Below are 23351 nucleotides of genomic sequence, written 5' to 3' on the forward strand. Positions count from 1 at the left end.
TCTCCGTGAAAGAGGAAATGTTAGTGAACCGCGTGTGTCGCAGCGATTGCGAGCTCGATTACGAGCTCGATTGCACTCGATGGCGCCGCCTGCGCATCTGAAATTGCGATGTCGATTCGCCTGATCGAACGCTTTTGCGTGACGGCATCGAGCCAGACTGCGGAAAGGCGCGGCAGCACATGCTGTTCGATGAAGCCGATCAGCACGCGCGCGCCGGTCTCCTGCACGAGACACCGTGAGACGATGTAGTCGACGAGGCTGTCGCCATAGGCGAGGACGATACCGTGCGCGTCGACCATGCGATGCGCGACACGCTCCAGATGCAGCCGCACGATGCTCGCAAGCGATTCGTGCGCGAGCGGGCGATACGGCACGGTCGTCACGCGGCCGAGAAACGCCGCGGGAAATGTCTTGAGCAACTCGGGCGCGATCGCGGCGCGCAAGGCGTCTTGATCGGGGGCTAGCGCCGCGTCGGCGCACAGGCTGACCGTGAGATCGGCGGCGGCGTTGGTGGTCAGCAGGATCGTCGTGTTACGGAAGTCGATGTAGCGGCCATCGCCGTCTTCCATGTAGCCCTTGTCGAAGACCTGAAAGAAGACTTCGTGCACGTCGCGGTGCGCCTTTTCGATCTCGTCGAGCAAGACGACCGAGTAGGGACGACGCCGCACCGCTTCGGTCAGGACGCCGCCTTCGCCATAACCGACATAGCCTGGCGGCGCACCCTTGAGGCCGGAGACAGTATGGGCCTCCTGATACTCGCTCATGTTGATCGTGATGAGATTCTGCTCGCCGCCATAGAGCGCTTCGGCGAGGGCGAGCGCCGTCTCCGTCTTTCCGATAACCTCGGACGCAGCACGCGCTTCACGCACGATGCGCGCGGCAACCTGCTGTGCCGTGAATCGCCGGGAGAGGAGCCGACGAAGTACGTCTGGGATGCCAAGGACCGCTTGCTGCGCTGTGCGTTACCGGGCGCGCGTGACGTGAGTTGCGAGTATGACGGCGAAGACAATCTCATCGGTTACGTGGACGAGGCCGGTCGAAAGACAAGCTTCACGTACTACGGGCAAGGCCAACTGCACACGCGCACCGATCCGGACGGCACCGTCACGCGCTATCACTACGACACCGAAGAGCAGTTGATCGGCGTGAGCAATCCGCTCGGGCAGAAGTGGCAACTCAGGCGAGACGCTGTGGGGCGGCTTGTCGAGGAAGTGGATTACTGGGGGCAATCGCGACATTACGGTTACGATGCCGCGGGGCATCTGAGGCAATGCATCGATCCACTGGGACGGGTGCTGGCTATCGAATGCGATGCGCTCGGGCGTATCACACGCAGGAGCACACGCGAGGACGAAGCGGAACAGTACGTCTACAACCGCCGCGGCCAACTGATCGAGGCGAGCAACGCGCACGGCAAGGTTGAACGAAGCTACGACGCCGATGGTCGGCTCATGCGCGAAATGCAAGGCCAGGGCGAGATGCTCGGCACGATTGCGTGCGAATACGATGCCATGGGTCAACTTCAGACGCAGCAGCGCGAGATGTTGTTGTCGGCTGCGTCGGCCTATCGGCAAACACTCAGCTATGAGTACGACGCGCTGGGCCAATCGAAGACGCTGCAAATCGATGATCACGAGCCGATCCGATTCACGCGCGATCTAGCACAGCGGCTGGGCGGCATCAGTTTCGCGCCGGGGCTGGAGAGCGTGTTCGAGTACGACCGCGCGGGGCGGCTCGCGCGACAGGCGACGCGACGCGCGGGGCATCGCGAGCAACAGGTCGCGTATGGCTATGACGTCAGCGGCAATTTAGTCACGCGCAGCGATGCGCGGTTGGGCGAGGACCGTTATCGCTACGATCCGCTGGGCCGCATCATCGCGCATACGGACCCGGCGGGGCGCCTGCAGATCTTTGCCTACGATGCGCAAGGCGACCGTTTCAGGACCGAGCGCGAGGATGCGCAAGGCAGGCAGTTGCAACACGCCGATGGCGCGCGCTGGTGGCTCGATGCGGCGGGCCAGTTGGTGGATCGCCACGATACGGAAACCGGGGTGCAGCGCTTCGAGTGGGATGCGTTCGGGCGGCTGGCGCGTTTCGAGAACACGAAGAACGAGCGGTGGGTGTACCGGTACGACGCGTTGGGGCGGCGTATCGGCAAGCTGGCGCTGGGTGGTGGGCGGGAGCGCGTCGTTTGTGAGGCGCCGGAATCGCACACGTGGTTCCTTTGGGACGGCGATGTGATGGTGGGCGAGGCGACGCGCGAGACGGGAACTGCGCGGGGATGCTTCTATGCGTATCGTCAAGATAGCTTCGAGCCGCTGGCGATGCTGGCGCTTGAATCGGTGGCTGATGATCGGGCTTCCGATTCGGTGCTTGAAACGCGGCTGTACTTCTACGAGAATGAGCCCAATGGGGCGCCGGTGCGCCTACGAAACGAAAGCGGTAACGTTGTTTGGGAAGCGCATTACAGCGTCACTGGGAAGGTCGACTTTTTAGAGGCGAGAAGAGTCGAACAGCCGATTCGGTTGCAGGGACAGTATCATGACGCTGAATCCAATCTGCATTACAACCGCTTCAGATACTTTGATCCGCGCACCGGGCAGTTCATCTCGCAAGACCCCATCGGGCTGAACGGCGGCTTCAACGTATATCGCTTCGCTCCTAATACCTTTGGATGGACTGATCCGCTTGGTCTAGCTCCATGGGAGCATGGAAAGTTTGCTGATTGGTTTAACAAAGCCTCTATCAAAGACGTTATGGATAATAAAACTTCTGTTTCTGCAGCATTAAGAGGAAGCGGTGGAATGCACGAGTTTTTCCCTGTGTCATTGGCACCCAAAGCAAAAGAATTGGGTTTTTCAGCCGAAGAATTGCTGAGTATGACGAGGCCAACGAAGGATATTACATTTACTGGGGTCAAGGATAATGACGGAAACACTATTTCGGATGGTGGCCATCATTGCTCTAGCGCAGGCCGACATTTTCACAATCAGCTTATAGCTAAACTCAAGAATGCGACGAGTAAGGCAGAAGCTTTAGGCATTATTTCCGCAATGAATGCGGCTCACATTAAATAGTTTTGAGGGAAATATTCAAATGAATGATGAATTGGCATTTAAATGTCACCTGTGGATCGGTACTTCGTTCATAAGCGAGGAAGAGTATCTGTCATATTTCGAGTTGGATTATTCAACGCAAGGCGATTTCGATCATCCTAACTACAAGCGGTGTCAATTTTGCCTTGATGTGGCGATTGACTGGTACGACGAGGATTACATTAGTATCATTCCGCGCCTTGGTAAAGAGGTCGATTTGGATATGCTATTAAGTGAGGCGCCTGTCCGTTCAGGAGAAAAAGAGAAAATAAAAGAACAATGCTCTAGGTTGGGTATTGATAAGGCAAATGCAATTTTTTGCTATTCGGAGCCGGAATTTACTGTTCCTCAGCCGCATAAAACTAATTTCAATGGGCTGAAATATATAGGGGTGTTCGAAGGGTAAAATAACCAAGGGCCGTTGCAAAAGCGGCCCTTGGTTCTTACTCGACGGTAATCACAAGCCGCCCCTGTTCAACATTGACCTTCACGCGCTGTCCCGGTGCGAAGCCAGCATGTTCAAGCCATCGCCCGGCGAGGCGAATCCACGGGACATAGGGCGAAGACTTGCGTTTAGGCGGTCGCTGGCCGCTCGCATCGTGAGCCCGCGATACCACCCGAAAGAAAGGGTTTCGCGGATTTTTCTAACGCGTTAAGGTGCGTGTATCGGAATAAATCGATACGAATCGCTTACATGACCCGGTCCCGCCTGCTGCACATCACGCCCGAAACGCACTACGTCCAGATCGATCTCGTCTACGCGACGGATCGCAACTTCACCGGCAAGCCGATCTACAAGGCGCAGCATTGCCTGCTGCTGGAACCCGCCGAAGCCGCGCTAAGAAAGGCCGTCGATATCGCACGCAGCATCGGCATGACGCTGCGGATCTTCGACGCCTATCGTCCGCCGCAAGCGCAAAAAGTGCTGTGGGACTTCCTGCCCGATCCGACCTTCATTGCCGAACTCGGCCGCGGCTCGAACCATAGCCGCGGCACGGCAGTCGACCTGACGCTCGTCGATCGCGATGGCAACGCGCTCGACATGGGCACCGGATTCGACGCGATGGTCGTCGAATCCGAGCATTTCCACTTCGGCCTGCCGGAGCACGTTCAGCGCAATCGAACGCTGTTGCTCGGCGTGATGCACGGCGCGGGCTTCACGCACATCAAAAGCGAGTGGTGGCATTACGAATTGCCAGGCTCGCGCGAACTTGCTCTGATCGACAACGAAGAAAGCGGCCCGCTGCGGCTGATGTGAACCCGACACCAACAGGACGACATCACATGAAAAAGGCATTGGCGGCGGTCATGCTCGCCTCGGCGCTGACGGCATTCACCGGCTTGCAAAGCGCGCAGGCGGCCACGCCGAAGGACATGTTCGTCATGGCGACGCTGCTCGATGAATTCACCTCGCTCGATCCCGGCGAAATCTACGAACTGGTGCCGGAGGAATACGTCGCGAACACGTATGACCGGCTGGTGCGCGTCGACCTGAAAGATCCGTCGAAATTCAATGGCGACGTCGCCGAGTCCTGGAAAGTGAGTCAGGACGGCCTCACGTTCACGTTCAAGATCCGCCCGGGCCTCAAGTTCCACTCCGGCAACCCGCTCACGGCCGACGACGTCGCCTGGTCGATTCAACGCACCGCGCTGCTCGACAAGGGCGCGGCGGCGGTGCTCGCGGGCATCGGCCTCACCAAGGCGAACGCGCTGCAGAACGTGAAGAAGATCGACGATACGAGCGTCTCCGTCACGACCGATCAACGTTACGCGCCGACGTTCGTGCTGAACGTGCTCGGCTCGTGGCCGGCGTCGGTGGTGGATCGCAAGCTCGTCGAATCGCACGCGAAGGGCAACGACTACGGCAACGAGTGGCTCAAGACCAGCGAAGCGGGCTCGGGCGCCTACAAGCTCGTGAAGTGGACCGCGAACGACAGCATCGTGCTGCAGCGTTTCGAGGGCTATCGCATTCCGCTCGCGATGAAGCGCATCGTGCTGCGTCACGTGACCGAGGCGGCGAGCCAGCGCCTCATGATCCAGAACGGCGACATCGACGTCGCACGCGATCTGAGCCCCGACGATCTCGATACGCTCTCGAAGAGCGGCGTCATCAAGGCGACGGCCGTGCCGCAGGCGACGCTCATGTATCTCGGCCTCAACAACAAGAATCCGAATCTCGCGAAGCCCGAAGTCTGGGAAGCGATGAAGTGGCTGATCGACTATCAGGGCATCCAGAAAAACGTGATCCGCACGACCTACAAGGTCCACGAGACGTTTCTGCCCGAAGGCTTTCTCGGCGCGCTGAACGAGAACCCGTATCACCAGGATGTCGCGAAGGCGAAGGCGCTCCTCGCGAAAGCCGGCTTGGCGAACGGGTTCACCGTGAAGATGGACGTGCGCAACGACTACCCGTACAGCGAGATCGCGCAGGCGGTGCAGGCGAATCTCGCGCTCGCCAACATCAAGGTGCAGCTCATGCCGAGCGATAACAAGCAGACGCTCGGACGCTATCGGGCTCGCGCGCACGATATCTATATCGGCGAATGGTCGGCGGATTACATCGATCCGCACAGCAACGCGCAGGGTTTCGTGTGGAACCCGGACAACTCGGATGCATCGAGCTACAAGATGCTCGCGTGGCGCAACGCATGGGACATTCCGCAACTCACGAAAGAAACCAACGCGGCGCTCGCCGAAAGCGATACGAAAAAGCGCGCCCAGCTCTACGAGAAAATGCAGCGTGAAGTGCTCTCGAAGTCGCCGTTCGTGATCATGTTCCAGAAGGTGTCGCAGGTGGCGGCGCGTCCCGGCGTGACCGGTCTGGAAGTCGGGCCGATCAACGATCTCGTGTCGTACCGCGACATCAGGAAGCAGTGAGCACGGTCACGTTCATCGATCGCGTGCGTGCGGTGAGCGCGCATCGGCGCGGCGTGCGCATTGCGCTGGCGCTCGTGCGCTGGATCGCGATGCTCGTCATCACGTTCACGGGGCTGCTCGCGATCACGTTCTTCATCGGCCGCAAGATTCCGATCGATCCGGTGCTCGCGATTCTCGGCGATCGCGCGTCCGCGGGCGCTTATGCCGCCGCGCGTTTGAGGCTCGGGCTCGACAAGCCGCTCATCGATCAATTCGTGGTCTACGCGCGCGACGTGTTGCACGGCAATCTCGGCATCTCGTTGCTGACGGCCAATCCGGTGCTCGACGACATCAAACGCGTCTTTCCCGCGACGCTGGAACTCGCGACGCTCTCGACGTTCATCGGCATCGCGATCGGCGTGCCGCTCGGCGTCGCGGCGGCGGTGAAGCACAATCGCATCGTCGATCACATTGCGCGCGTGATCGGGCTCGCGGGCAGTTCGGTGCCGGTTTTCTGGCTCGCGCTGATGGGCCTCCTGCTATTCTATGCGCGGCTGCATTGGGTATCGGGGCCGGGGCGCATCGATCCGGTCTACGACGGCATGGTCGACACGCGCACGGGCAGTCTGCTGATCGACTCGCTCGTCGCCGGCGAATGGGATGTCTTCAGGAACGCGTTCTCTCATATCGCGCTGCCGGCGAGCGTGCTCGCGTTTTATTCGATCGCGTATCTGTCGCGCATGACGCGCTCGTTCATGCTCGAACAACTGAGCCAGGAATACGTGACGACCGCGCGTGCCAAAGGCCTGCCCGAACGCCGCGTGATCTGGCGGCATGCGTTCGGCAATATCGCCGTGCCGCTTCTGACGGTGATCGCGCTCGCGTACAGCTATCTGCTCGAAGGTTCGGTGCTGACCGAGATCGTGTTCGCGTGGCCGGGCATCGGTTCGTATCTGACGGGCGCGTTGCTCAATGCCGACATGAACGCCGTGCTCGGCAGCACGCTCGTGATCGGCGCGACGTTCATCGCGCTCAATCTTTTGACCGACGCGCTCTACCGCGTGTTCGATCCGCGCACGCGCTGACATGGAGGACTTTGCGCAGATGAAACCGGCGCGAACGGGCTTGCGCACGTGGCTGCTCACCGATACGCCCGCGTCGCCACGTCAGGCCGCGCTCGGCCGAGCATATCGGCGGTGGCGGCGGTTCTCGTCGAATCCTTTGAGCATGCTCGGGCTCGCGATTCTGCTGTTGCTCGTCGTGGTCGCGGCGGTCGGGCCGATGCTCGTCGCGCAAGATCCGTTGCAGCAAGTGCTCGCCGAACGTCTCACGCCGCCGGGCGCGGCGCACTGGTTCGGCACCGATCAGCTCGGCCGCGACATCCTCTCGCGGCTCGTGCACGGCTCGCGTCTGACGCTGGCCATCGCCGTGCTCGTCGTCGTGCTCGTGGTGCCGGTCGGCCTCGCGATCGGCACGGTGGCGGGCTATTGCGGCGGCATCATCGATACGGTGCTGATGCGCGTGACCGATGTCGCGCTCGCGTTCCCGAAGATCGTGCTCGCGCTCGCGTTCGCCGCGGCGCTCGGGCCGGGCGTACTCAACGCGGTGATCGCGCTGTCGATCACCGCATGGCCGCCGTATGCGCGTCTCGCGCGCGCGGAATCGCTGCGGCTCGCGCAGGCCGATTACATCCACGCGGCGCGTCTGCAAGGGGCATCGCATCCGCGCATTCTGCTGCGCTATATCGTGCCGCTGTGCTCGTCGTCGGTGATCGTGCGCGCGACGCTCGACATGGCCGGCATCATTCTCGCCGTCGCGGGTCTCGGGTTTCTCGGGCTGGGTGCGCAACCACCGAGCCCGGAATGGGGCTACATGGTTGCGTCGGGCCGCAATGTGCTGCTCGATGCATGGTGGGTCGCGACGATTCCCGGCCTCGCGATCCTCGCGGTGAGCCTTGCTTTCAACCTGCTCGGCGACGGTCTGCGCGACGTCTTCGATCCGCGCCATGGAGGCTGACATGTCGGACGTGCTCGCGCAGATCGACGGACTCGAAGTGGCCTTCGCGGGTCACGACGGCGTGCTCGTGCCGGCGGTGCGCGGCGTGTCGCTGACGGTGCGGCGGGGCGAGCGGCTCGGGATCGTCGGGGAATCGGGATCGGGCAAATCGCTGACGGGACGCGCGCTGCTCGGGCTTCTGCCGCCCGAGGCGGAATGGTCGGCGAAGGCGCTGCGCTTCGAAGACCGCGACCTGCTCGCAATGCGCCCGAACGAGCGCCGGCGCCTGTGCGGCACACGCATGAGCATGATCCTGCAAGACCCGAAGTTTTCGCTCAATCCGGTGATGACCGTCGCGCAGCAGATGCGCGAAACCTTCGTGCGGCAAGACGTTAAAGAGAGCCGGCGCACGCTGCGCGAGCGCATCGTCGCGGCGCTGGAAGCGGTGCATATCCGCGATCCGCAGCGCGTCGCTGATGCCTATCCACATGAACTTTCGGGCGGCATGGGCCAGCGCGTGATGATCGCGATGATGGTCTCTTCCGGCCCGCGCCTTCTCATCGCCGACGAACCCACGAGCGCGCTCGACGTGCTCGTGTCGATGCAGGTGCTCGCGGTGCTCGACGAGATGATCGAACGCCACGACACCGGGCTCGTGTTCATCAGCCACGATCTGCCGCTCGTGATGTCGTTCTGCGATCGCGTCGCGGTGATGTATGGCGGACGCGTGGTCGAGACGTGCGCCGCGCGCGATCTCGCGCACGCGACGCATCCGTACACGCGCGGGCTGCTCGAAGCAAATCCGCCGCTCGACAATCCGCCCGACGAATTGCCGGTCTTGCGCCGCGATCCGGCGTGGCTCGACGAAAGGACCGCGCGATGATCGACATCGAGCGCGCGAGCATCCGCTTCAAGACGAAGACCGGCCACGTCGACGCCGTGCGCGACGTTTCCTTGCGCGTGCAAGAGGGCGAAGTCTTCGGGCTCGTCGGCGAATCGGGCAGCGGCAAGTCGACGCTCTTGCGCGCGCTCGCCGGACTGACGCCGCTCGCGGACGGCAGCATACGCATCGGTTCGCGTCCCGTGAGGCGCGACGTGCAGATGGTGTTTCAGGATCCGTACGGCGCGCTGCATCCGCGCTTCACCGTCGACAAGACCTTGCGCGAGCCGCTCGCGATCAACGGAATCGGCGACGAAGATGCGCGCATCCTCGATGCGCTCGCCGAAGTCGGTCTCGGCGCGGCGTTCCGCTTTCGCTATCCGCATCAGTTGTCGGGCGGACAGCGTCAGCGCGTGTCGATTGCGCGGGCGCTGATCGTCGAGCCGCGCGTCCTGCTGCTGGACGAGCCGACATCCGCGCTCGACGTCTCCGTGCAGGCCGAGATTCTGAACCTGCTGCGGCGTCTGCATCGCGAGCATAAGCTGACGATGATCCTCGTGAGCCATAACCTCGCGGTGGTCGGCTTTCTTTGTCAGCGCGTCGCGGTGATGCGCAACGGCGAGATCGTCGAGCAATTGGGCGTCGATGCGGTGCGCTCGCACGATGTCGCGCACGGATACACGCGGCGGCTTTTGCTCGCGACGCAAGGATACACGCGCGAGAGCGCCGCGCGGCTGGAGCGCGGGTAGGCGGCTAGTCATCGTACAAGCACAGTTGCCACAAGGCAGTCAACGCATGTTGCGCAAACGACGCATACGAACCGCGATAAGCCCCGTATACGGTGAAGCGCCGCGAACAGGCGTGCGTTGCGCGAAAACCCCTCAGCCGCCGCTGATAGAATAGTGTTTGGATTGTCGAGACGTGCCGAACAACGCGCGAGCGTGGTTTTCCGGCTGCCTTCCGACTTCGAGCTAACCAACGGAAATCGTGACAGACCGCGCCCGTTCGCGGGTGAAAGCCGGTCGTAATCCCCGATGAAATTGCTAGATGCTTTGGTCGAACAGCGGATCAACGAAGCCGCTGCACGTGGCGAGTTCAACAACCTGCCGGGCGCGGGCGTTCCGCTGCACTTCGACGACGACGTCCTCGTGCCCGAGGAAGTGCGTGTCGCCAATCGAATCCTGAAGAATGCGGGCTTCGTCCCGCCCGCCGTCGAACAGCTTCGCGCGCTGCGCGGGCTTCAGGAAGAGTTCGACAAGGTGACGGATCCCGCGGCCCGTTGCCAGTTGCAAGCCAAGATGCTCGCGCTCGACATGGCGCTCGAATCGCTGCGCGGCGGCGGCTGCGTGCCGCACGAATACCGCCGGCGCATCGCCGAGCGGCTCTCCGAGCGCGCACAGTCGCGCGTGGCGGTGGAGGCCAAGTGATCGGGATGCCGGACGCGCCCGATCCCGCGCCGAACGCTTCCATCGCCGAACCTTCCAGCGAACGCGATCGCCGTTTCATGGCGCTCGCGCAACGCGCCGCCGACGAAGCCCGTCGCGCGGGGGAAGTGCCCGTGGGCGCGGTGATCGTGCTCGGCGATGAAGTCATCGCCACCGGTTTCAATCATCCGATTCGCGGACACGATCCGTCCGCGCATGCCGAAATGGCCGCGCTGCGCGCCGCCGCTCAAACGCTCCGGAACTACCGTCTCCCAGGCTGCGAACTCTATGTGACGCTCGAACCCTGCCTGATGTGCGCAGGCGCGATCATGCACGCGCGGATCGCGCGCGTCGTCTATGGCGCCACGGACCCGAAAACGGGCGCGTGCGGCAGTGTCGTCGACATGTTCGCGAATGCGCAGCTCAATCATCACACCAGGGTGACGGGCGGCGTGCTGGCCGACGAATGCGGGCACGCGCTCAAGAATTTTTTTGCCGAGCGTCGCCGACTTGCGCGTGAAGAGCGCGATGCGGGCCGAGCGCGCGAAGCTGATCCGATAACTCCAATAACGAATCCAACGACAACATCGTGAAATCACGCACAATCGATCTCGTCGCACCGTCCGGCTATCCGCAAGATCCGGCGGCTGTGGAACGCGCTCTCGGGCGATTGCGCAGGGAAGGGCATCGGCTGGAGAACGTCGAAGCGACGCGGCGGCGCTTTCAGCGCTTCGGCGGCACCGACGCCGAGCGCGCGGCCGATCTCAATCGCCTCGCGGACGCGTCGCGCCCGTTGCCCGACGTCGTCCTTGCGGTGCGCGGCGGTTATGGCGCGTCGCGCATCCTGCACGGACTCGATTATCTCGGCTTGCGACGGCTCGCCGATCAGCCGGTCGCGATCGTCGGCCACAGCGATTTCACGGCGATCCAGTGCGCGCTCTTCGCGCACGCCGGCGTGAAGAGCTTCGGCGGTCCGATGTTCGCGGGTGATTTCGGCGCCGAACAGGTGAGCGCGTTTACGATGCAGCACTTCTGGAACGCGATCTCGCATTCGAGCTTCACCGTGACGAGCCACACGCCGCAGCGCCAGCCCGTGGACGCGACCGGCATGCTCTGGGGCGGCAATCTCGCAATTCTGGCGTCGCTGGTCGGCACGCCGTATATGCCGCCGATCGACGACGGCATTCTCTACATCGAAGACGTGAACGAGCATCCGTTCCGGATCGAGCGGATGATTTACCAGCTGCATCAGTCGGGCATGCTCGGGCGTCAGCAGGCGATCGTGATGGGCGAATTCTCGGGCGGCCGGCTTTCGGATTACGACAACGGTTACTCGCTCGACGCGATGATCGAGCAGGTCAGATCCGTGATCGGCATTCCGGTAGTGACAGGGTTGCAGTTCGGACACGTCGAAAATCTTCTGACGCTGCCTTTCGGTGCGACGGCGCATCTCGTCGCGACCGAGCGGGGATTTACGATGAAGCTCTCCGATTACCCGCATCTGGCTTGAGATGGACGAACAAGGCGCTCCAGTGAGCGCCTTGTTTTAAAGTTAGACCGCAACTAAAGGTCTTTTTTGTATAGCATCAACGAAACGTCCGGCCCCCAAGCGCGTCGCGAACATTGTCGACAAAAAAGTGATGGCAATGCTGACAAAAACGTGCGAATTTCGCGGAGAGGCCCGTTCCCATTAGACTAAAGCCGCATCCGGCGCGCGCAAAATAGCTTTCCACCGGCGATTTTTAAAATGAATTGTTGACAATCTTTATGTCGATTCTAAGATGCTTAACATGCAAGCGAGCACATCATGTCCGACGCCAAACCTAGCGCTGCATCCGATGCTTCACCGGTCGCTCCGAACGGGGCGAATGCAGAGTCGATCGCCGAAAGTATCCGCGCCGCGATCCTCGAGCATCGCCTGGCACCGGGCGCGAAGCTGACCGAAGCGCAGCTGTGCGAGGTGTTCGCCGTGAAGCGCGGCACGGTCCGTCAGGCGCTTGCGCAGTTGTCGAACGAGCGGCTCGTCGATCTGGAACCGAATCGCGGGGCTTTCGTCGCGAGCCCGTCGCTGCAGGAAGTGCATGAGGTGTTCGAGATGCGCCGCATCATCGAGTTGGCGGTGGTGGAGCGAATCGCGCAGGGACACGGCATGCGTCGGCTTAAGTCGATCAGCGCGACCATCGGCAAGGAACGTCGCGCATTCGAGAGCCACGATTTTTCGTCGTGGATCCGACTCTCCGGCGAGTTCCACACCGAACTCGCCGCGCTCACCGGCAACACGGTGCTGTGCGAATGTCTGTCGGGACTCGTCGCGCGCTCGACGCTGATCTCGGCGCTGTATGAATCGCTCGGAAAGAGCTCGTGCTCGTTCGAGGATCACGAAGACATTCTCGCCGCACTCGATGCCGGCGACGCGGCGAAAGCAGCCGACCTGATGGCGCGGCATCTGCGCGATGTCGAGCTGAAAATGCTGGAGCGGCCGGCGCGTGGCGCGGTCGACTTGAAGGAAGTATTCACAAGGCCCGGCGAGCGCGAAAGAGCGCTCGATACGTAGACAGCAGTGACAGGGCGGATCGCAGATTCCGCCATCGGCTTAAGATAGCAGGACTAAATAATTGAAGACCGTGCCCTGCGCTCTCGCGCCGGGCGCGCGGAGAGTCGCACGCGCAAATGATCCGCAGCGTGGGCCACATCGAACAAGACGCTCAGTGAGCGTGAGATGAAAGTCGCCGCAAGGCGAAAACGCAAATCCGAAGAATGCCGCGCTGAATCGACATGTCAGCGAAGGTATCCGATCGAAGCTCGTCACATCAGCATTTGCAGTTTTTTTCTTACGCAAGCAGCCAATGAAGGAGACGTCATGGCCCAGATCAGTGCACCCGGCAGCTCAGCCCTGCCGCAATACGAAGAGCAGACAGCGGGACACGACCCGAATCTGCCCGCCGGTTACAGCGACCGCCTTTACAACGAAGACCTCGCCCCGCTCAAGAATCAGACCTGGGGCGCGTACAACATCTTCGCGTTCTGGATGTCGGACGTGCATAGCGTCGGCGGCTATGTGTTCGCGGGGAGCCTCTTCGCGCTCGGCCTCACGAGCTGGCAAGTGCTGGTGTCGCTGCTGATCGGCATCGGCCTGGTGAACGCGCTGTGCAACATGATCGCGAAGCCGAGCCAGGTCGCCGGCGTGCCGTATCCCGTCGCGTGCCGCGCCACGTTCGGCGTGCTCGGCGCGAACATTCCAGCCGTGATTCGCGGGCTCATCGCGGTCGCGTGGTACGGCATTCAGACGTATCTGGCTTCGAGCGCGCTCGTCATCGTCGTGCTGAAGTTCGTGCCGTCGCTGATGCCTTACGCCGATGTGCACAAGTACGGCTTCGTAGGTTTGTCGGCGCTCGGCTGGGCGGGCTTCATGCTGCTCTGGGTGCTGCAGGCCATCGTGTTCTGGCGCGGCATGGAGATGATCAAGAAGTTCATCGACTTCGCCGGTCCGGCCGTCTATGTCGTGATGTTCCTGCTTGCCGGCTACATGGTGTGGCGCGCGGGCATCAAGAATATCGGCCTGAATCTGGGCGGCGTGAAGTATCACGGCATGGAAGTGATTCCCGTGATGATCACCGCGATCTCGCTCGTCGTGTCGTACTTCTCCGGTCCGATGCTGAACTTCGGCGACTTCTCGCGCTACTGCAAGAGCTTTCGCAGCGTGAAGCGCGGCAACTTCTGGGGCCTGCCGGTCAACTTCCTGGCGTTCTCGCTGGTGACCGTCATCACGACCGCGGCGACGTTGCCCGTGTTCGGCCAGCTGATCACCGATCCGGTCGAAACCGTCGGCCGCATCGATCATCCGACGGCCGTGATTCTCGGCGCGCTGACCTTCACGATCGCGACCATCGGCATCAATATCGTGGCCAACTTCGTGTCGCCGGCCTTCGACTTCTCCAACGTCGCGCCGAAGCTCATCAGCTGGCGCATGGGCGGCATGATGGCCGCGACCGCGTCGATCTTCATCACGCCGTGGAACCTGTTCAACAATCCGGCGGTGATCCACTACACGCTGGATATCCTCGGCAGCTTCATCGGACCGTTGTACGGCGTGCTGATCCTCGACTTCTATCTCGTGAAGCGCGGCAAGCTCGCGGTGGACGATCTCTACTCGGTGTCCGAGCAAGGCAAATACTGGTACACGAAGGGCGTGAACCGCCGCGCGGTGATGGCGCTCCTGCCGGCCGCCGTGATCGCGATTCTCTGCGTGATGCTGCCGTCGCTCGAAGGCGCCGCGAACTTCTCGTGGTTCATCGGCGCGGGCCTGGCCGCGGTGTTCTACTACTTTCTCGCGGATCGCAAGCGCCCGGTCTGACGCATCGCCTATAACACACGATAGAACCTGAGAGAACCTTCCAAAGCAGTGTGGAGAACAGCAATGCGCATCAAACTGATCAACCCGAACACGACGCAGCGCATGACCGACTCGATGGGCCGCTGCGCCCGCGAGGTCGCCGCGCCCGGCACGGAGATCGTCGCCGTGAGCCCGACGATGGGCCCGCCGTCCATCGAAGGCTATTACGACGAGGCGGTCGCGTCGCTCGGGCTTCTGGCGGAAGTGGAAGCGGGCGAAAAGCAGGGCTTCGACGGTTACGTGATCGCCTGCTTCGGCGATCCGGCCCTCTACGCCGCGCGTGAACTGGCGCGCGGTCCGGTGATCGGCATCGCGGAAGCGGCGATGCACGCGGCGAGCGTGATCGCGCCGGGCTTTTCCGTCGTGACCACGTTGCAGCGCACGGTCGGCATGGCTTGGCATCTGGCGGAGCGCTACGGCATGACGCGCTTCTGCAAGAACGTCCGCGCGACCGACGTCCCCGTGCTCGAACTCGACGTGCCGGGCTCGCCCGCGCGCCGGACGATCATCGACGAATGCCGGCGCGCGCTCGACGAAGACGGTTCGGACGCGATCGTCCTCGGTTGCGCGGGCATGGCGGAGTTCTGCCGCGAGGTCGAGGACGCAATCGGCGCGCCGGTGGTGGAGGGCGTGACGGCGGCGGTGAAATGGGCGGAGGCGCTCATCGCACTGAAGCTTCATACGGCGAAACGCGGCGACTATGCGCGTCCGCTCGCGAAACGGTATGACGGCGTGCTGGCGGATTTCAGTCCGCGCTGAGGGCATTTCCGAGGGACACATACGGACGACGTGACCCGGATTATCTGCCCTGATGTATGGGCGCGTCCGGGTCTTTTAGCTACACTGGATCGTCAACAATCCCGTTTTTCAACGCTTGAGCTCAACGCCCGCCATGTCACTCGATCCGAAATATCCACGCGACCTGATCGGCTACGGCCGCCATCCGGTGCAGGCAAACTGGCCGGGACGCGCGCGCGTCGCCGTGCAATTCGTGCTCAATTACGAAGAGGGCGGCGAGAATTGCGTGCTGCACGGCGATCCGGGCTCGGAGCAGTTTCTGTCGGAAATCGTGGGCGCGGCGGCGTATCCGTCGCGGCACATGAGCATGGAGTCGATTTACGAATACGGCTCGCGCGCGGGCGTGTGGCGCATCCTGCGCGAGTTCGAAAAGCGCGGCATGCCGCTGACGATTTTCGGCGTCGGCATGGCGATCGAGCGGCATCCGGAACTGGCGAAGGCGTTCGTCGAGCTGGGGCATGAGATCGCGTGTCACGGGTATCGCTGGATTCACTATCAGGACATGTCGCCGGAGCGCGAGGCGGAGCACATGCGCCTCGGCATGGAAGCGATCGAGCGCGTGACGGGCGTGCGTCCGCTCGGCTGGTACACCGGGCGCGACAGTCCCAATACGCATCGGCTGGTCGCGGAATACGGCGGCTTCCTCTACGACTCGGACTACTACGGCGACGACCTGCCGTTCTGGACCGAAGTGGAAGTGACGGGCGGCGAAAAGAAGCCGCATCTGATCGTGCCGTACACGCTCGACACGAACGACATGCGCTTCGCGACGCCGCAAGGTTTCAACACCGGCGAGCACTTCTTCACGTATCTGAAGGACGCGTTCGACGTGCTCTACGAAGAGGGCGACGAAGCGCCGAAGATGCTGTCCATCGGCATGCACTGCCGCCTGCTCGGACGCCCGGGGCGTTTCCGCGGCCTGCAGAAATTCCTCGATCACATCGAGAAGCACGATCGCGTGTGGGTCACGCGGCGTGTCGACATCGCGCGTCACTGGCGCGAGCAACATCCTTTCGAAAAAATCAACAACGGGACGGCGGCATGAAGGCGATGCAATACACACTCGACCAACTCAACACCATGCCCGCCGACACGTTCGTGACCGTGCTCGCCGGCATCTTCGAACATTCGCCGTGGGTGCCGGAAGCGGCGGCGCAACAGCGTCCGTTCAAGGACATCGACACGTTGCACGCGGCGATGTCGCATATCGTCGAAAGCGCGGGCGATGACAAGCAGCTCGCACTCATCAACGCGCACCCGGAGCTCGCGGGCAAGGCGGCGGTGCGCGGCGAACTGACGGCCGAATCGACGCGCGAGCAGAGCGGCGCGGGCCTCGATCTGTGTACGCAGGAAGAGTTCGACAGGCTGCAATCGCTCAACACGCAATACCGGGAGAAATTCGGGTTTCCCTTCATTCTCGCGGTGCGCGGGTATGACCGTCACGGCATCATCGCGAACTTCGAAGAGCGCGTGAATCACGATCGCGCCGAAGAACTGCGCACGAGTCTCGACCAGATTTACCGGATCGCGCGTTTCAGGCTGAACGACCTCATCCAGCCCGCGTAATCCGCGTCAACCGTCACAACCGAACGAAAAGCAAGGAAGAAGACAAATGGCAATTCCGACACTCGATCCCAACGCGCCCGAATTCACGCGCCGCTATGTGAACCTCGCGGACCCGCGTCTGGGCGCTCAGGCACTCGAGGCGAGCGACGATTTCTTCGCGCCGAAGGAACGCATGCTGAACCCGGAGCCGGCGGTGTTCATTCCCGGCAAGTACGACGATCACGGCAAGTGGATGGACGGCTGGGAAACGCGCCGCAAGCGTACGACGGGCTACGACTGGTGCATCGTCAAGCTGGCGCGCCCGGGCGTGATCAAGGGCATCGACGTGGACACGAGCCACTTCACCGGCAACTTCCCGCCGGCGGCGTCGATCGAAGGCGCGCATGTCGCCGAGGGTTCGCCGAACCAGTCGACGCAATGGACGGAAATCGTCCCGTCGACGACGCTTCAGGGCAACCATCACCACTATCTCGACGTGAAGGCCGAGCAGCCGTTCACGCATCTGCGTGTAAACATCTATCCGGACGGCGGCATCGCGCGTCTGCGTGTGTACGGCCAGCCACAGCTCGACTGGAGCAACGCGGACCGCAACCAGCTCGTCGATCTCGGCGCGATGGAAAACGGCGCTTACATGGTGGGCACGAACAACCAGCACTTCGGTCTCGCATCGACGCTGCTGATGCCGGGCCGCGGCGTGAACATGGGGGATGGCTGGGAAACGCGTCGTCGTCGCGAGCCGGGCAACGACTGGTGTATCGTCGCGCTGGCGCAGCCGGGCATCATCGAGAAGGTCGAAGTGGACACCGCGCACTTCAAGGGCAATTTCCCGGATCGCTGCTCGCTGCAGGCGGCTTACGTGAAGGGCGGCACGGACAGTTCCCTCGTGACGCAGGCCATGTTCTGGCCGGTGCTGCTCGGCGAGCAGAAGCTGCAGATGGACAAGCAGCATTTCTTCGAGTCGGAACTGGCGGCGCTCGGCCCGGTGACACATGTGCGCTTCAATATCTATCCGGACGGCGGCGTGTCGCGTCTTCGTCTCTTCGGAACCCTCGCATAATGAAAAAGCTTGCTATCGAACCGTTGACGCGCGCTGCGTTCAAGCCTTATGGCGATGTCATCGAACTCGATGGCGCGAAGCAGATCCCGATCAACCTCGGCACCACAATCCGCTTTCACGATCTGTGCAACGTGGACGTGACGGATCAGAGCGGCCATGCGATCGTCAATCTCTTTCGCGGCCAGCCGCGCACGCTGCCGTTCGAATGCAAGATGATGGAACGGCATCCGCTCGGCAGCCAGGCGTTCATTCCGCTCGATGACCGGCCGTATCTCGTCGTCGTCGCGCCCGCGGGCGATCTCGACGAGTCGAAGATCCGCGCATTCGTCACGAGCGGCTGGCAGGGCGTGAACTATGCGAAAGGCGTGTGGCACCATCCGCTGCTCGCGCTGGGGAAGGTGAGCGATTACATCGTCGTCGATCGCGGCGGCGGCGAAGGACACAACCTCAACGAGCAGGATCTGAAGGAATCGCTGTGGCTGACGGAAGAGGCGATGCGTTAAGGCGCTTCTTTCGGGCAAGGGAAGGACCGGTGCGTTGAGGCCGGTCCTTTTGCTTTTGGGGCGTTAAGATAAGCAGTTCATATCCGACGACAACCCCGACCCAACGATGATCGATCTCCGCAGCGATACCGTCACCCGTCCCAGCCAGTCCATGCTCGCCGCCATGTCGGCCGCCGATGTCGGCGACGACGTCTGGGGCGACGATCCCACCGTCATCCGCCTTCAGGCCACGCTTGCCGAACGTACGGGCAAGGAAGCGGGCCTCTTCTTTCCGAGCGGCACGCAAAGCAATCTGGCCGCGTTGATGGCGCACTGCGCGCGTGGCGACGAATACATCGTCGGGCAGGCCGCGCACACCTATAAATACGAAGGCGGAGGCGCGGCGGTGCTCGGCAGCATTCAGCCGCAGCCGATCGAAAACGCGCCCGACGGCTCCTTGCCGCTCGACAAGATCGAGGCGGCGATCAAGCCGATCGACAATCACTTCGCGCGCTCGCGCTTGCTCGCGCTGGAGAACACCATCGGCGGAAAGGTGTTGCCGGCGGATTACGTGGCGAAGGCGACGCAGCTCGCGCGCGATCGCGGTTTGTCCAGGCATCTCGACGGCGCGCGCGTGTTCAATGCGGCGGTGGCGTCGGACAAGCCGGTCGAGGATTTGTGCGCGCCGTTCGACAGCGTGTCGATCTGCTTTTCGAAAGGGCTCGGCGCGCCGGTCGGTTCGGTGCTGGTCGGATCGAAAGCATTGATCGATGTCGCGAGCCGTTGGCGCAAGGTGCTGGGCGGCGGCATGCGTCAGTCGGGTCTGCTCGCGGCGGCGTGTCTCTATGCGCTCGATCACCACGTCGAAAGTCTGGCGCAGGACCATGACAACGCTGCGCGTCTCGCGGCGGGTCTTGCGCAGATCGAGCCGGTCAGGGTGCTGGCGCACGCGACCAACATGGTCTTCGCGCAGATTCCCGACGCCCATTGCGCGCCGCTCGAAGCGTTTCTCAAGGAACGCGGCATCCTCTCGCAGATGCTTTATGCGTCGCGCTTCGTCACGCATCGCGATGTGTCGCGCGACGATATCGACACGGTGATTCGCGCGGTGAAAGACTATTTCGCCCGTTGAATGAAAAATGCCCCGCTCGAACGTGAGCGGGGCATTTCGCGGCGCTGACCGGCAGACTTATTCGACGGCGCCGCCCGCAAACCACGCCGCCACTTTCTGACGCTCGGCATCCGTCATTTGCGTGACATTCCCGAGCGGCATCGCCTTCAGCGTCACGGCTTGCTGATGCACGCGCTGGGCGTTCTGCTTGATCTCGGCGGGCGTATCGAGCAACACGCCGGCGGGCGCGCTGCCCATCATCGTCGGATGCGCGGAGTGGCACGTCGCGCAACGTTGCTGGATGATCGGCTGAATGTCGGCGACCTTGATCGTCGGCGCGCCCGCGGCCTGTGCGACCGGCACGCTCGGCGCGGGCATCGTCCAAGCGAACGCGCCGAGCACCAGCACCAGACCCGCGACCGGCATGTACCACAGCACCTGGCCGCGATGGCGCATCACGAAGAACTGGCGAATGAGCGCGCCCGCGAGCATGATCAGCACGAGAATCAGCCAGTTGAACTTGTGCGTGTAGGTCATCGCGTAGTGGTTCGACAGCATCGCGAACACCACCGGCAGCGTGAAATACGTGTTGTGCACGGAGCGCTGCTTGCCACGCTTGCCGTAGATCGCGTTCGGCGTCTCGCCCTTGAGCATCGCGGCGACCATCTTGCGCTGGCCCGGAATGATGACGAAGAACACGTTCGCCGACATGATCGTCGCGATCATCGCGCCGGTGATCAAATAGGCGGCGCGGCCCGCGAACACGTGGCACGCGATGAACGCCGCGATCAGCACGTAGATGCCGACGCAGATGCCGAGCAGCTTGTCGTTGGTGCCGAGCAGGCGGCACAGCGTGTCGTACACGATCCAGCCGGCCATCAGGAAGCCGAGCGCGGCGGACACGGCGACGACCGGGCCCATATCGAGCACGCTCTTGTCGATGAGATACGTGCTCGGCGACAGCAGATACAGCACGAAGAAGAGGCCGAAGCCCGACATCCACGTGGTGTACGACGGCCAGAACGACCAGTGCAGATTTTCCGGCATGTCCTGCGGCGCGACGGAATACTTCTGCATGTGATAGAAGCCGCCGCCGTGGACGTGCCAGAAGTCGCCGAATACGCCGCGACGGCGCGCATTCGGATCCGTGGGCGGTTTCAGACTGTTATCGAGCGCGACGAAATAGAACGATTCGCCGATCCACGCGATCGCGACGATGACGTGCAGACAGCGCAATACGAGATTGAGCCAGTCGGTGACAAAGCCTTCCATGTACTCCTCCACTACCGATTCGTTATGCGCGGGGACGGCGCGATATGTATGTTTTAGCTTCCGCGATACGTGCTATAGGCCCACGGCGAAACGAGCAGCGGCACGTGATAGTGCGCGCCGCAATCCGCGATGCCGAAGCGCAACACGACGCGATCGACGAAGCGCGGCTCGGGCACGTTCACGCCGATCGCGGCGAAATAATCGCCCGCGTGGAACACCAGTTCGTATTCGCCGGTTTCGAGAGCGGCGCCTTCGAGCAGCGGCGCATCGGCGCGGCCGTCGTCGTTGGTGTGGATGGTCTTGATCGCGCGGCGGGCGTCGCCGCTAAGCGCGAACAGCTCGACTTTGATGTTCGCGCCCGGGCGGCCGTGCGCGGTGTCGAGGACGTGGGTGGTGAGCTTGCCCATTCGCAGTTTCCTTGAGTTGTGCGAGATCCGGCTTTGCGCATCGATCCGAAATTCGGCACCTTGGAACGTCAGTGCGTTGCGGCGGATCGAGGCTCCACGTCAGTGGCTACATACCCGTCGGCGTTTCAGATGCGCGCCGTGTACAGCATTGTAGGAATTTGAGACGCGCTGTGCGCCCGCGATAGGAAAGATAAAGCCCAACGCATGACAGGGGCGCGTAAGCCTTGCCGCAATGGCTTAGCGGACGTTCCGGGCGGCCTTTCGACGACTTCCCGACGGCTCTTCCGGCGATGCTACCCGCGCCAAAATTCGGGAATATATCGCCACCGTGAATACGACTATGACGGCTGCTTGATTGCGTCGGATTTTTTGGTTGCGGACAGTGGCGAGGCGCGCAATATCTGATGCATATTTGCGGCGTCCCGAAGACGGCGGCATACGCTGGGTAACCGGGGCTTTAACTGGTTTCCCTAACCGTCTCCGGAGAAAACGCCGATGCCACGCAGTCTTTTGGTCAAGAACGCCCACATGCTCGTCACGATGGACGAGAACCGCCGCGAGATTCGCGACGGCGGCATGTATATCGAAGACAACCGGATCGTCCGGGTCGGACCGACGAGCGAGCTGCCGCCATCCGCCGACGAAGTGCTCGACATGCGCGGCCATCTCGTCATTCCGGGCCTCGTCAACACGCACCATCACATGTATCAGAGCCTGACGCGCGCGATTCCCGCAGCGCAGAACGCCGAGCTTTTCGGCTGGCTCACGAATCTCTACCGGATCTGGGCGCATCTCACGCCCGAGATGATCAACGTTTCGACCAAAACCGCGATGGCCGAGTTGCTGCTTTCCGGCTGCACGACGTCGAGCGACCATCTGTATATCTATCCGAACGGCAGCCGGCTCGACGACAGCATCGCGGCGGCGCGTGAAATCGGCATGCGTTTTCATGCGGCGCGCGGCAGCATGAGCGTGGGGCAGAAGGACGGCGGTCTGCCACCCGATTCGGTCGTCGAAAAGGAAGACGCGATTCTGAAGGACTCGCAGCGCCTGATCGAGACGTACCACGACGAGGGCCGCTATGCGATGCTGCGCGTGGTCGTAGCGCCTTGCTCGCCGTTTTCGGTGAGCCGCGAATTGATGCGCGATGCGGCGCTGCTCGCGCGTGAGTACGGCGTGTCGCTGCACACGCATCTGGCCGAGAACGTGAACGATGTTGCATATAGCCGCGAGAAATTCGGCATGACGCCGGCTGAATATGCCGAAGATCTTGGGTGGGTCGGCCACGACGTGTGGCATGCGCACTGCGTGCAACTCGACAAGGCGGGCATCGAACTGTTTGCGCGCACGGGCACGGGCGTCGCGCATTGCCCGTGCTCGAACATGCGTCTCGCGTCCGGCATCGCGCCGATTCGTGCGATGCGCGACGCGGGCGTGCCGGTGGGCATCGGCGTGGACGGGTCGGCATCGAACGATGGCGCGCAGATGGTCGCCGAGGTGCGTCAGGCGCTGTTGCTGCAGCGTGTGGGCTTTGGTCCGGACGCGATGACCGCACGTGAGGCGCTCGAGATTGCGACGCTCGGGGGCGCGAAGGTGCTCAATCGTGATGATATCGGCGCGCTCGCGCCTGGGATGGCGGCGGATTTTGTGTCGTTCGATCTCTCGCAGGCGGCGTTTGCGGGCGCGTTGCACGATCCCGTGGCGGCGCTTGTGTTCTGCGCGCCTTCGCAGGTGGCGACGAGTGTCATCGATGGGAAGATTGTGGTGAAGGAAGGGCGGTTGACGACGGTCGATCTTGGCGTGGTGGTGGAGCGCCATAATCGTCTGGCGCGGGGACTGGTTGACGGTGCTTGATGTTCGATGCACGGGGGGCGGGGGGTGGTGTTCGGTCGTGAAACCTGTGTTTGTGTTGGTTTATTAGCACTGCCCCTGTGCGGGGCGGCAATCGCTTTCTTTGGCTAGCGAAAAAACAACCAGAGAAAGCAGCTCGAGAAGCCCGCGGTTACACGCAACTT

23 protein-coding genes and 1 pseudogene are annotated in these 23351 nt (G+C 62.4%); 20 read left to right on the forward strand and 4 right to left on the reverse strand.

The features are described 5' to 3' along the window. Positions 1-20: 20 nt before the first annotated feature. Positions 21-839, reverse strand: a pseudogene (locus NCS28_RS06075) (AAA family ATPase); the annotation flags it as partial. On the opposite strand from NCS28_RS06075, the gene NCS28_RS06080 reads away from it, so the two are divergent. Further along, positions 741-3077 (forward strand): RHS repeat-associated core domain-containing protein, encoded by a 2337-nt coding sequence (locus NCS28_RS06080; protein ID WP_502801148.1) that lies wholly within the window; start codon positions 741-743, stop codon positions 3075-3077. The pseudogene NCS28_RS06075 and the gene NCS28_RS06080 sit on opposite strands and share 99 nt — an antisense overlap. Positions 3078-3096: 19 nt before the next feature. Next, complete coding sequence (locus tag NCS28_RS06085; protein ID WP_250512935.1) at positions 3097-3501, forward strand: immunity 22 family protein; 405 nt, start codon at positions 3097-3099, stop codon at positions 3499-3501. Between the two features lie 37 nt (positions 3502-3538). Here NCS28_RS06085 and NCS28_RS33335 read toward each other — a convergent pair whose 3' ends face one another. Beyond that, positions 3539-3712 (reverse strand): SymE family type I addiction module toxin, encoded by a 174-nt coding sequence (locus NCS28_RS33335; RefSeq protein WP_250512936.1) that lies wholly within the window; start codon positions 3710-3712, stop codon positions 3539-3541. A 77-nt stretch (positions 3713-3789) separates the two neighbouring features. Here NCS28_RS33335 and ddpX point away from each other — a divergent pair, with 77 nt between their 5' ends. The 17 genes from ddpX (at position 3790) to ltaE (ending at position 19678) form a co-directional block, all read left to right on the forward strand. Then, a complete protein-coding gene (gene ddpX / locus NCS28_RS06095) occupies positions 3790-4353 on the forward strand; it encodes a D-alanyl-D-alanine dipeptidase (protein ID WP_250512937.1) in 564 nt (187 codons plus the stop codon). 50 nt (positions 4354-4403) lie between these two features. Next, positions 4404-5972 carry an ABC transporter substrate-binding protein gene (locus NCS28_RS06100; protein ID WP_250513068.1) on the forward strand — a complete coding sequence of 523 codons (1569 nt, stop codon included), beginning with the start codon at positions 4404-4406 and terminating at the stop codon, positions 5970-5972. Next, complete coding sequence (locus tag NCS28_RS06105; protein WP_250512938.1) at positions 5969-7036, forward strand: ABC transporter permease; 1068 nt, start codon at positions 5969-5971, stop codon at positions 7034-7036. The genes NCS28_RS06100 and NCS28_RS06105 overlap by 4 nt, the downstream gene beginning before the upstream one ends. A 19-nt stretch (positions 7037-7055) precedes the next feature. Next, positions 7056-7967 carry a nickel transporter permease gene (gene nikC / locus NCS28_RS06110; protein ID WP_250512939.1) on the forward strand — a complete coding sequence of 304 codons (912 nt, stop codon included), beginning with the start codon at positions 7056-7058 and terminating at the stop codon, positions 7965-7967. A 1-nt stretch (position 7968) separates the two neighbouring features. After that, positions 7969-8829: an ABC transporter ATP-binding protein gene (locus NCS28_RS06115; protein ID WP_250512940.1), complete on the forward strand. Its 861-nt coding sequence runs from the start codon at positions 7969-7971 to the stop codon at positions 8827-8829. Then, complete coding sequence (locus NCS28_RS06120; RefSeq protein ID WP_250512941.1) at positions 8826-9575, forward strand: ABC transporter ATP-binding protein; 750 nt, start codon at positions 8826-8828, stop codon at positions 9573-9575. Before NCS28_RS06115 ends, NCS28_RS06120 begins: the two co-directional genes overlap by 4 nt. A gap of 285 nt (positions 9576-9860) precedes the next feature. Continuing rightward, the gene (locus tag NCS28_RS06125; RefSeq protein WP_250512942.1) at positions 9861-10253 is read left to right on the forward strand and encodes a DnaJ family domain-containing protein; all 393 of its coding nucleotides are present in this window, start codon (positions 9861-9863) and stop codon (positions 10251-10253) included. Between the two features lie 5 nt (positions 10254-10258). Next, the gene (tadA, locus tag NCS28_RS06130) at positions 10259-10843 is read left to right on the forward strand and encodes a tRNA adenosine(34) deaminase TadA (protein ID WP_250513069.1); all 585 of its coding nucleotides are present in this window, start codon (positions 10259-10261) and stop codon (positions 10841-10843) included. After that, a complete protein-coding gene (gene ldcA / locus NCS28_RS06135) occupies positions 10837-11760 on the forward strand; it encodes a muramoyltetrapeptide carboxypeptidase (RefSeq protein WP_250513070.1) in 924 nt (307 codons plus the stop codon). The genes tadA and ldcA overlap by 7 nt, the downstream gene beginning before the upstream one ends. Positions 11761-12057: 297 nt before the next feature. After that, a complete protein-coding gene (locus NCS28_RS06140) occupies positions 12058-12804 on the forward strand; it encodes a GntR family transcriptional regulator (RefSeq protein ID WP_250512943.1) in 747 nt (248 codons plus the stop codon). Between the two features lie 306 nt (positions 12805-13110). Then, positions 13111-14604, forward strand: a complete 1494-nt coding sequence (locus tag NCS28_RS06145) for an NCS1 family nucleobase:cation symporter-1 (protein WP_250512944.1) — start codon at positions 13111-13113, stop codon at positions 14602-14604. Positions 14605-14667: 63 nt separating this feature from the next. Continuing rightward, positions 14668-15402, forward strand: a complete 735-nt coding sequence (locus tag NCS28_RS06150; RefSeq protein WP_250512945.1) for an aspartate/glutamate racemase family protein — start codon at positions 14668-14670, stop codon at positions 15400-15402. Positions 15403-15535: 133 nt separating this feature from the next. Then, positions 15536-16486 (forward strand): allantoinase PuuE, encoded by a 951-nt coding sequence (gene puuE, locus NCS28_RS06155; RefSeq protein WP_250512946.1) that lies wholly within the window; start codon positions 15536-15538, stop codon positions 16484-16486. Further along, a complete protein-coding gene (gene uraD, locus NCS28_RS06160) occupies positions 16483-17007 on the forward strand; it encodes a 2-oxo-4-hydroxy-4-carboxy-5-ureidoimidazoline decarboxylase (RefSeq protein ID WP_250512947.1) in 525 nt (174 codons plus the stop codon). The genes puuE and uraD overlap by 4 nt, the downstream gene beginning before the upstream one ends. Before the next feature lie 46 nt (positions 17008-17053). After that, positions 17054-18064: an allantoicase gene (alc, locus tag NCS28_RS06165; protein ID WP_250512948.1), complete on the forward strand. Its 1011-nt coding sequence runs from the start codon at positions 17054-17056 to the stop codon at positions 18062-18064. Beyond that, complete coding sequence (locus NCS28_RS06170; protein WP_250512949.1) at positions 18064-18567, forward strand: ureidoglycolate lyase; 504 nt, start codon at positions 18064-18066, stop codon at positions 18565-18567. The genes alc and NCS28_RS06170 overlap by 1 nt, the downstream gene beginning before the upstream one ends. 106 nt (positions 18568-18673) lie before the next feature. Further along, positions 18674-19678, forward strand: coding sequence for a low-specificity L-threonine aldolase (gene ltaE / locus NCS28_RS06175; protein ID WP_250512950.1), 1005 nt, complete (start codon positions 18674-18676; stop codon positions 19676-19678). Positions 19679-19735: 57 nt separating this feature from the next. On the opposite strand, the gene NCS28_RS06180 is transcribed toward ltaE, so the two are convergent. Both NCS28_RS06180 and uraH read right to left on the reverse strand, forming a co-directional pair. After that, complete coding sequence (locus NCS28_RS06180; protein ID WP_250512951.1) at positions 19736-20929, reverse strand: urate hydroxylase PuuD; 1194 nt, start codon at positions 20927-20929, stop codon at positions 19736-19738. A gap of 53 nt (positions 20930-20982) precedes the next feature. After that, entirely contained in the window at positions 20983-21336 is a 354-nt protein-coding gene (gene uraH / locus NCS28_RS06185) for a hydroxyisourate hydrolase (protein ID WP_250512952.1), read from the reverse strand. Positions 21337-21831: 495 nt separating this feature from the next. Between uraH and NCS28_RS06190 the strand changes: the two genes are divergently transcribed. Continuing rightward, positions 21832-23190 carry an 8-oxoguanine deaminase gene (locus tag NCS28_RS06190; protein ID WP_250512953.1) on the forward strand — a complete coding sequence of 453 codons (1359 nt, stop codon included), beginning with the start codon at positions 21832-21834 and terminating at the stop codon, positions 23188-23190. Positions 23191-23351 lie beyond the last annotated feature (161 nt).

Source organism: Caballeronia sp. INDeC2, from assembly GCF_023631325.1.
Taxonomy (GTDB): Bacteria; Pseudomonadota; Gammaproteobacteria; order Burkholderiales; family Burkholderiaceae; genus Caballeronia.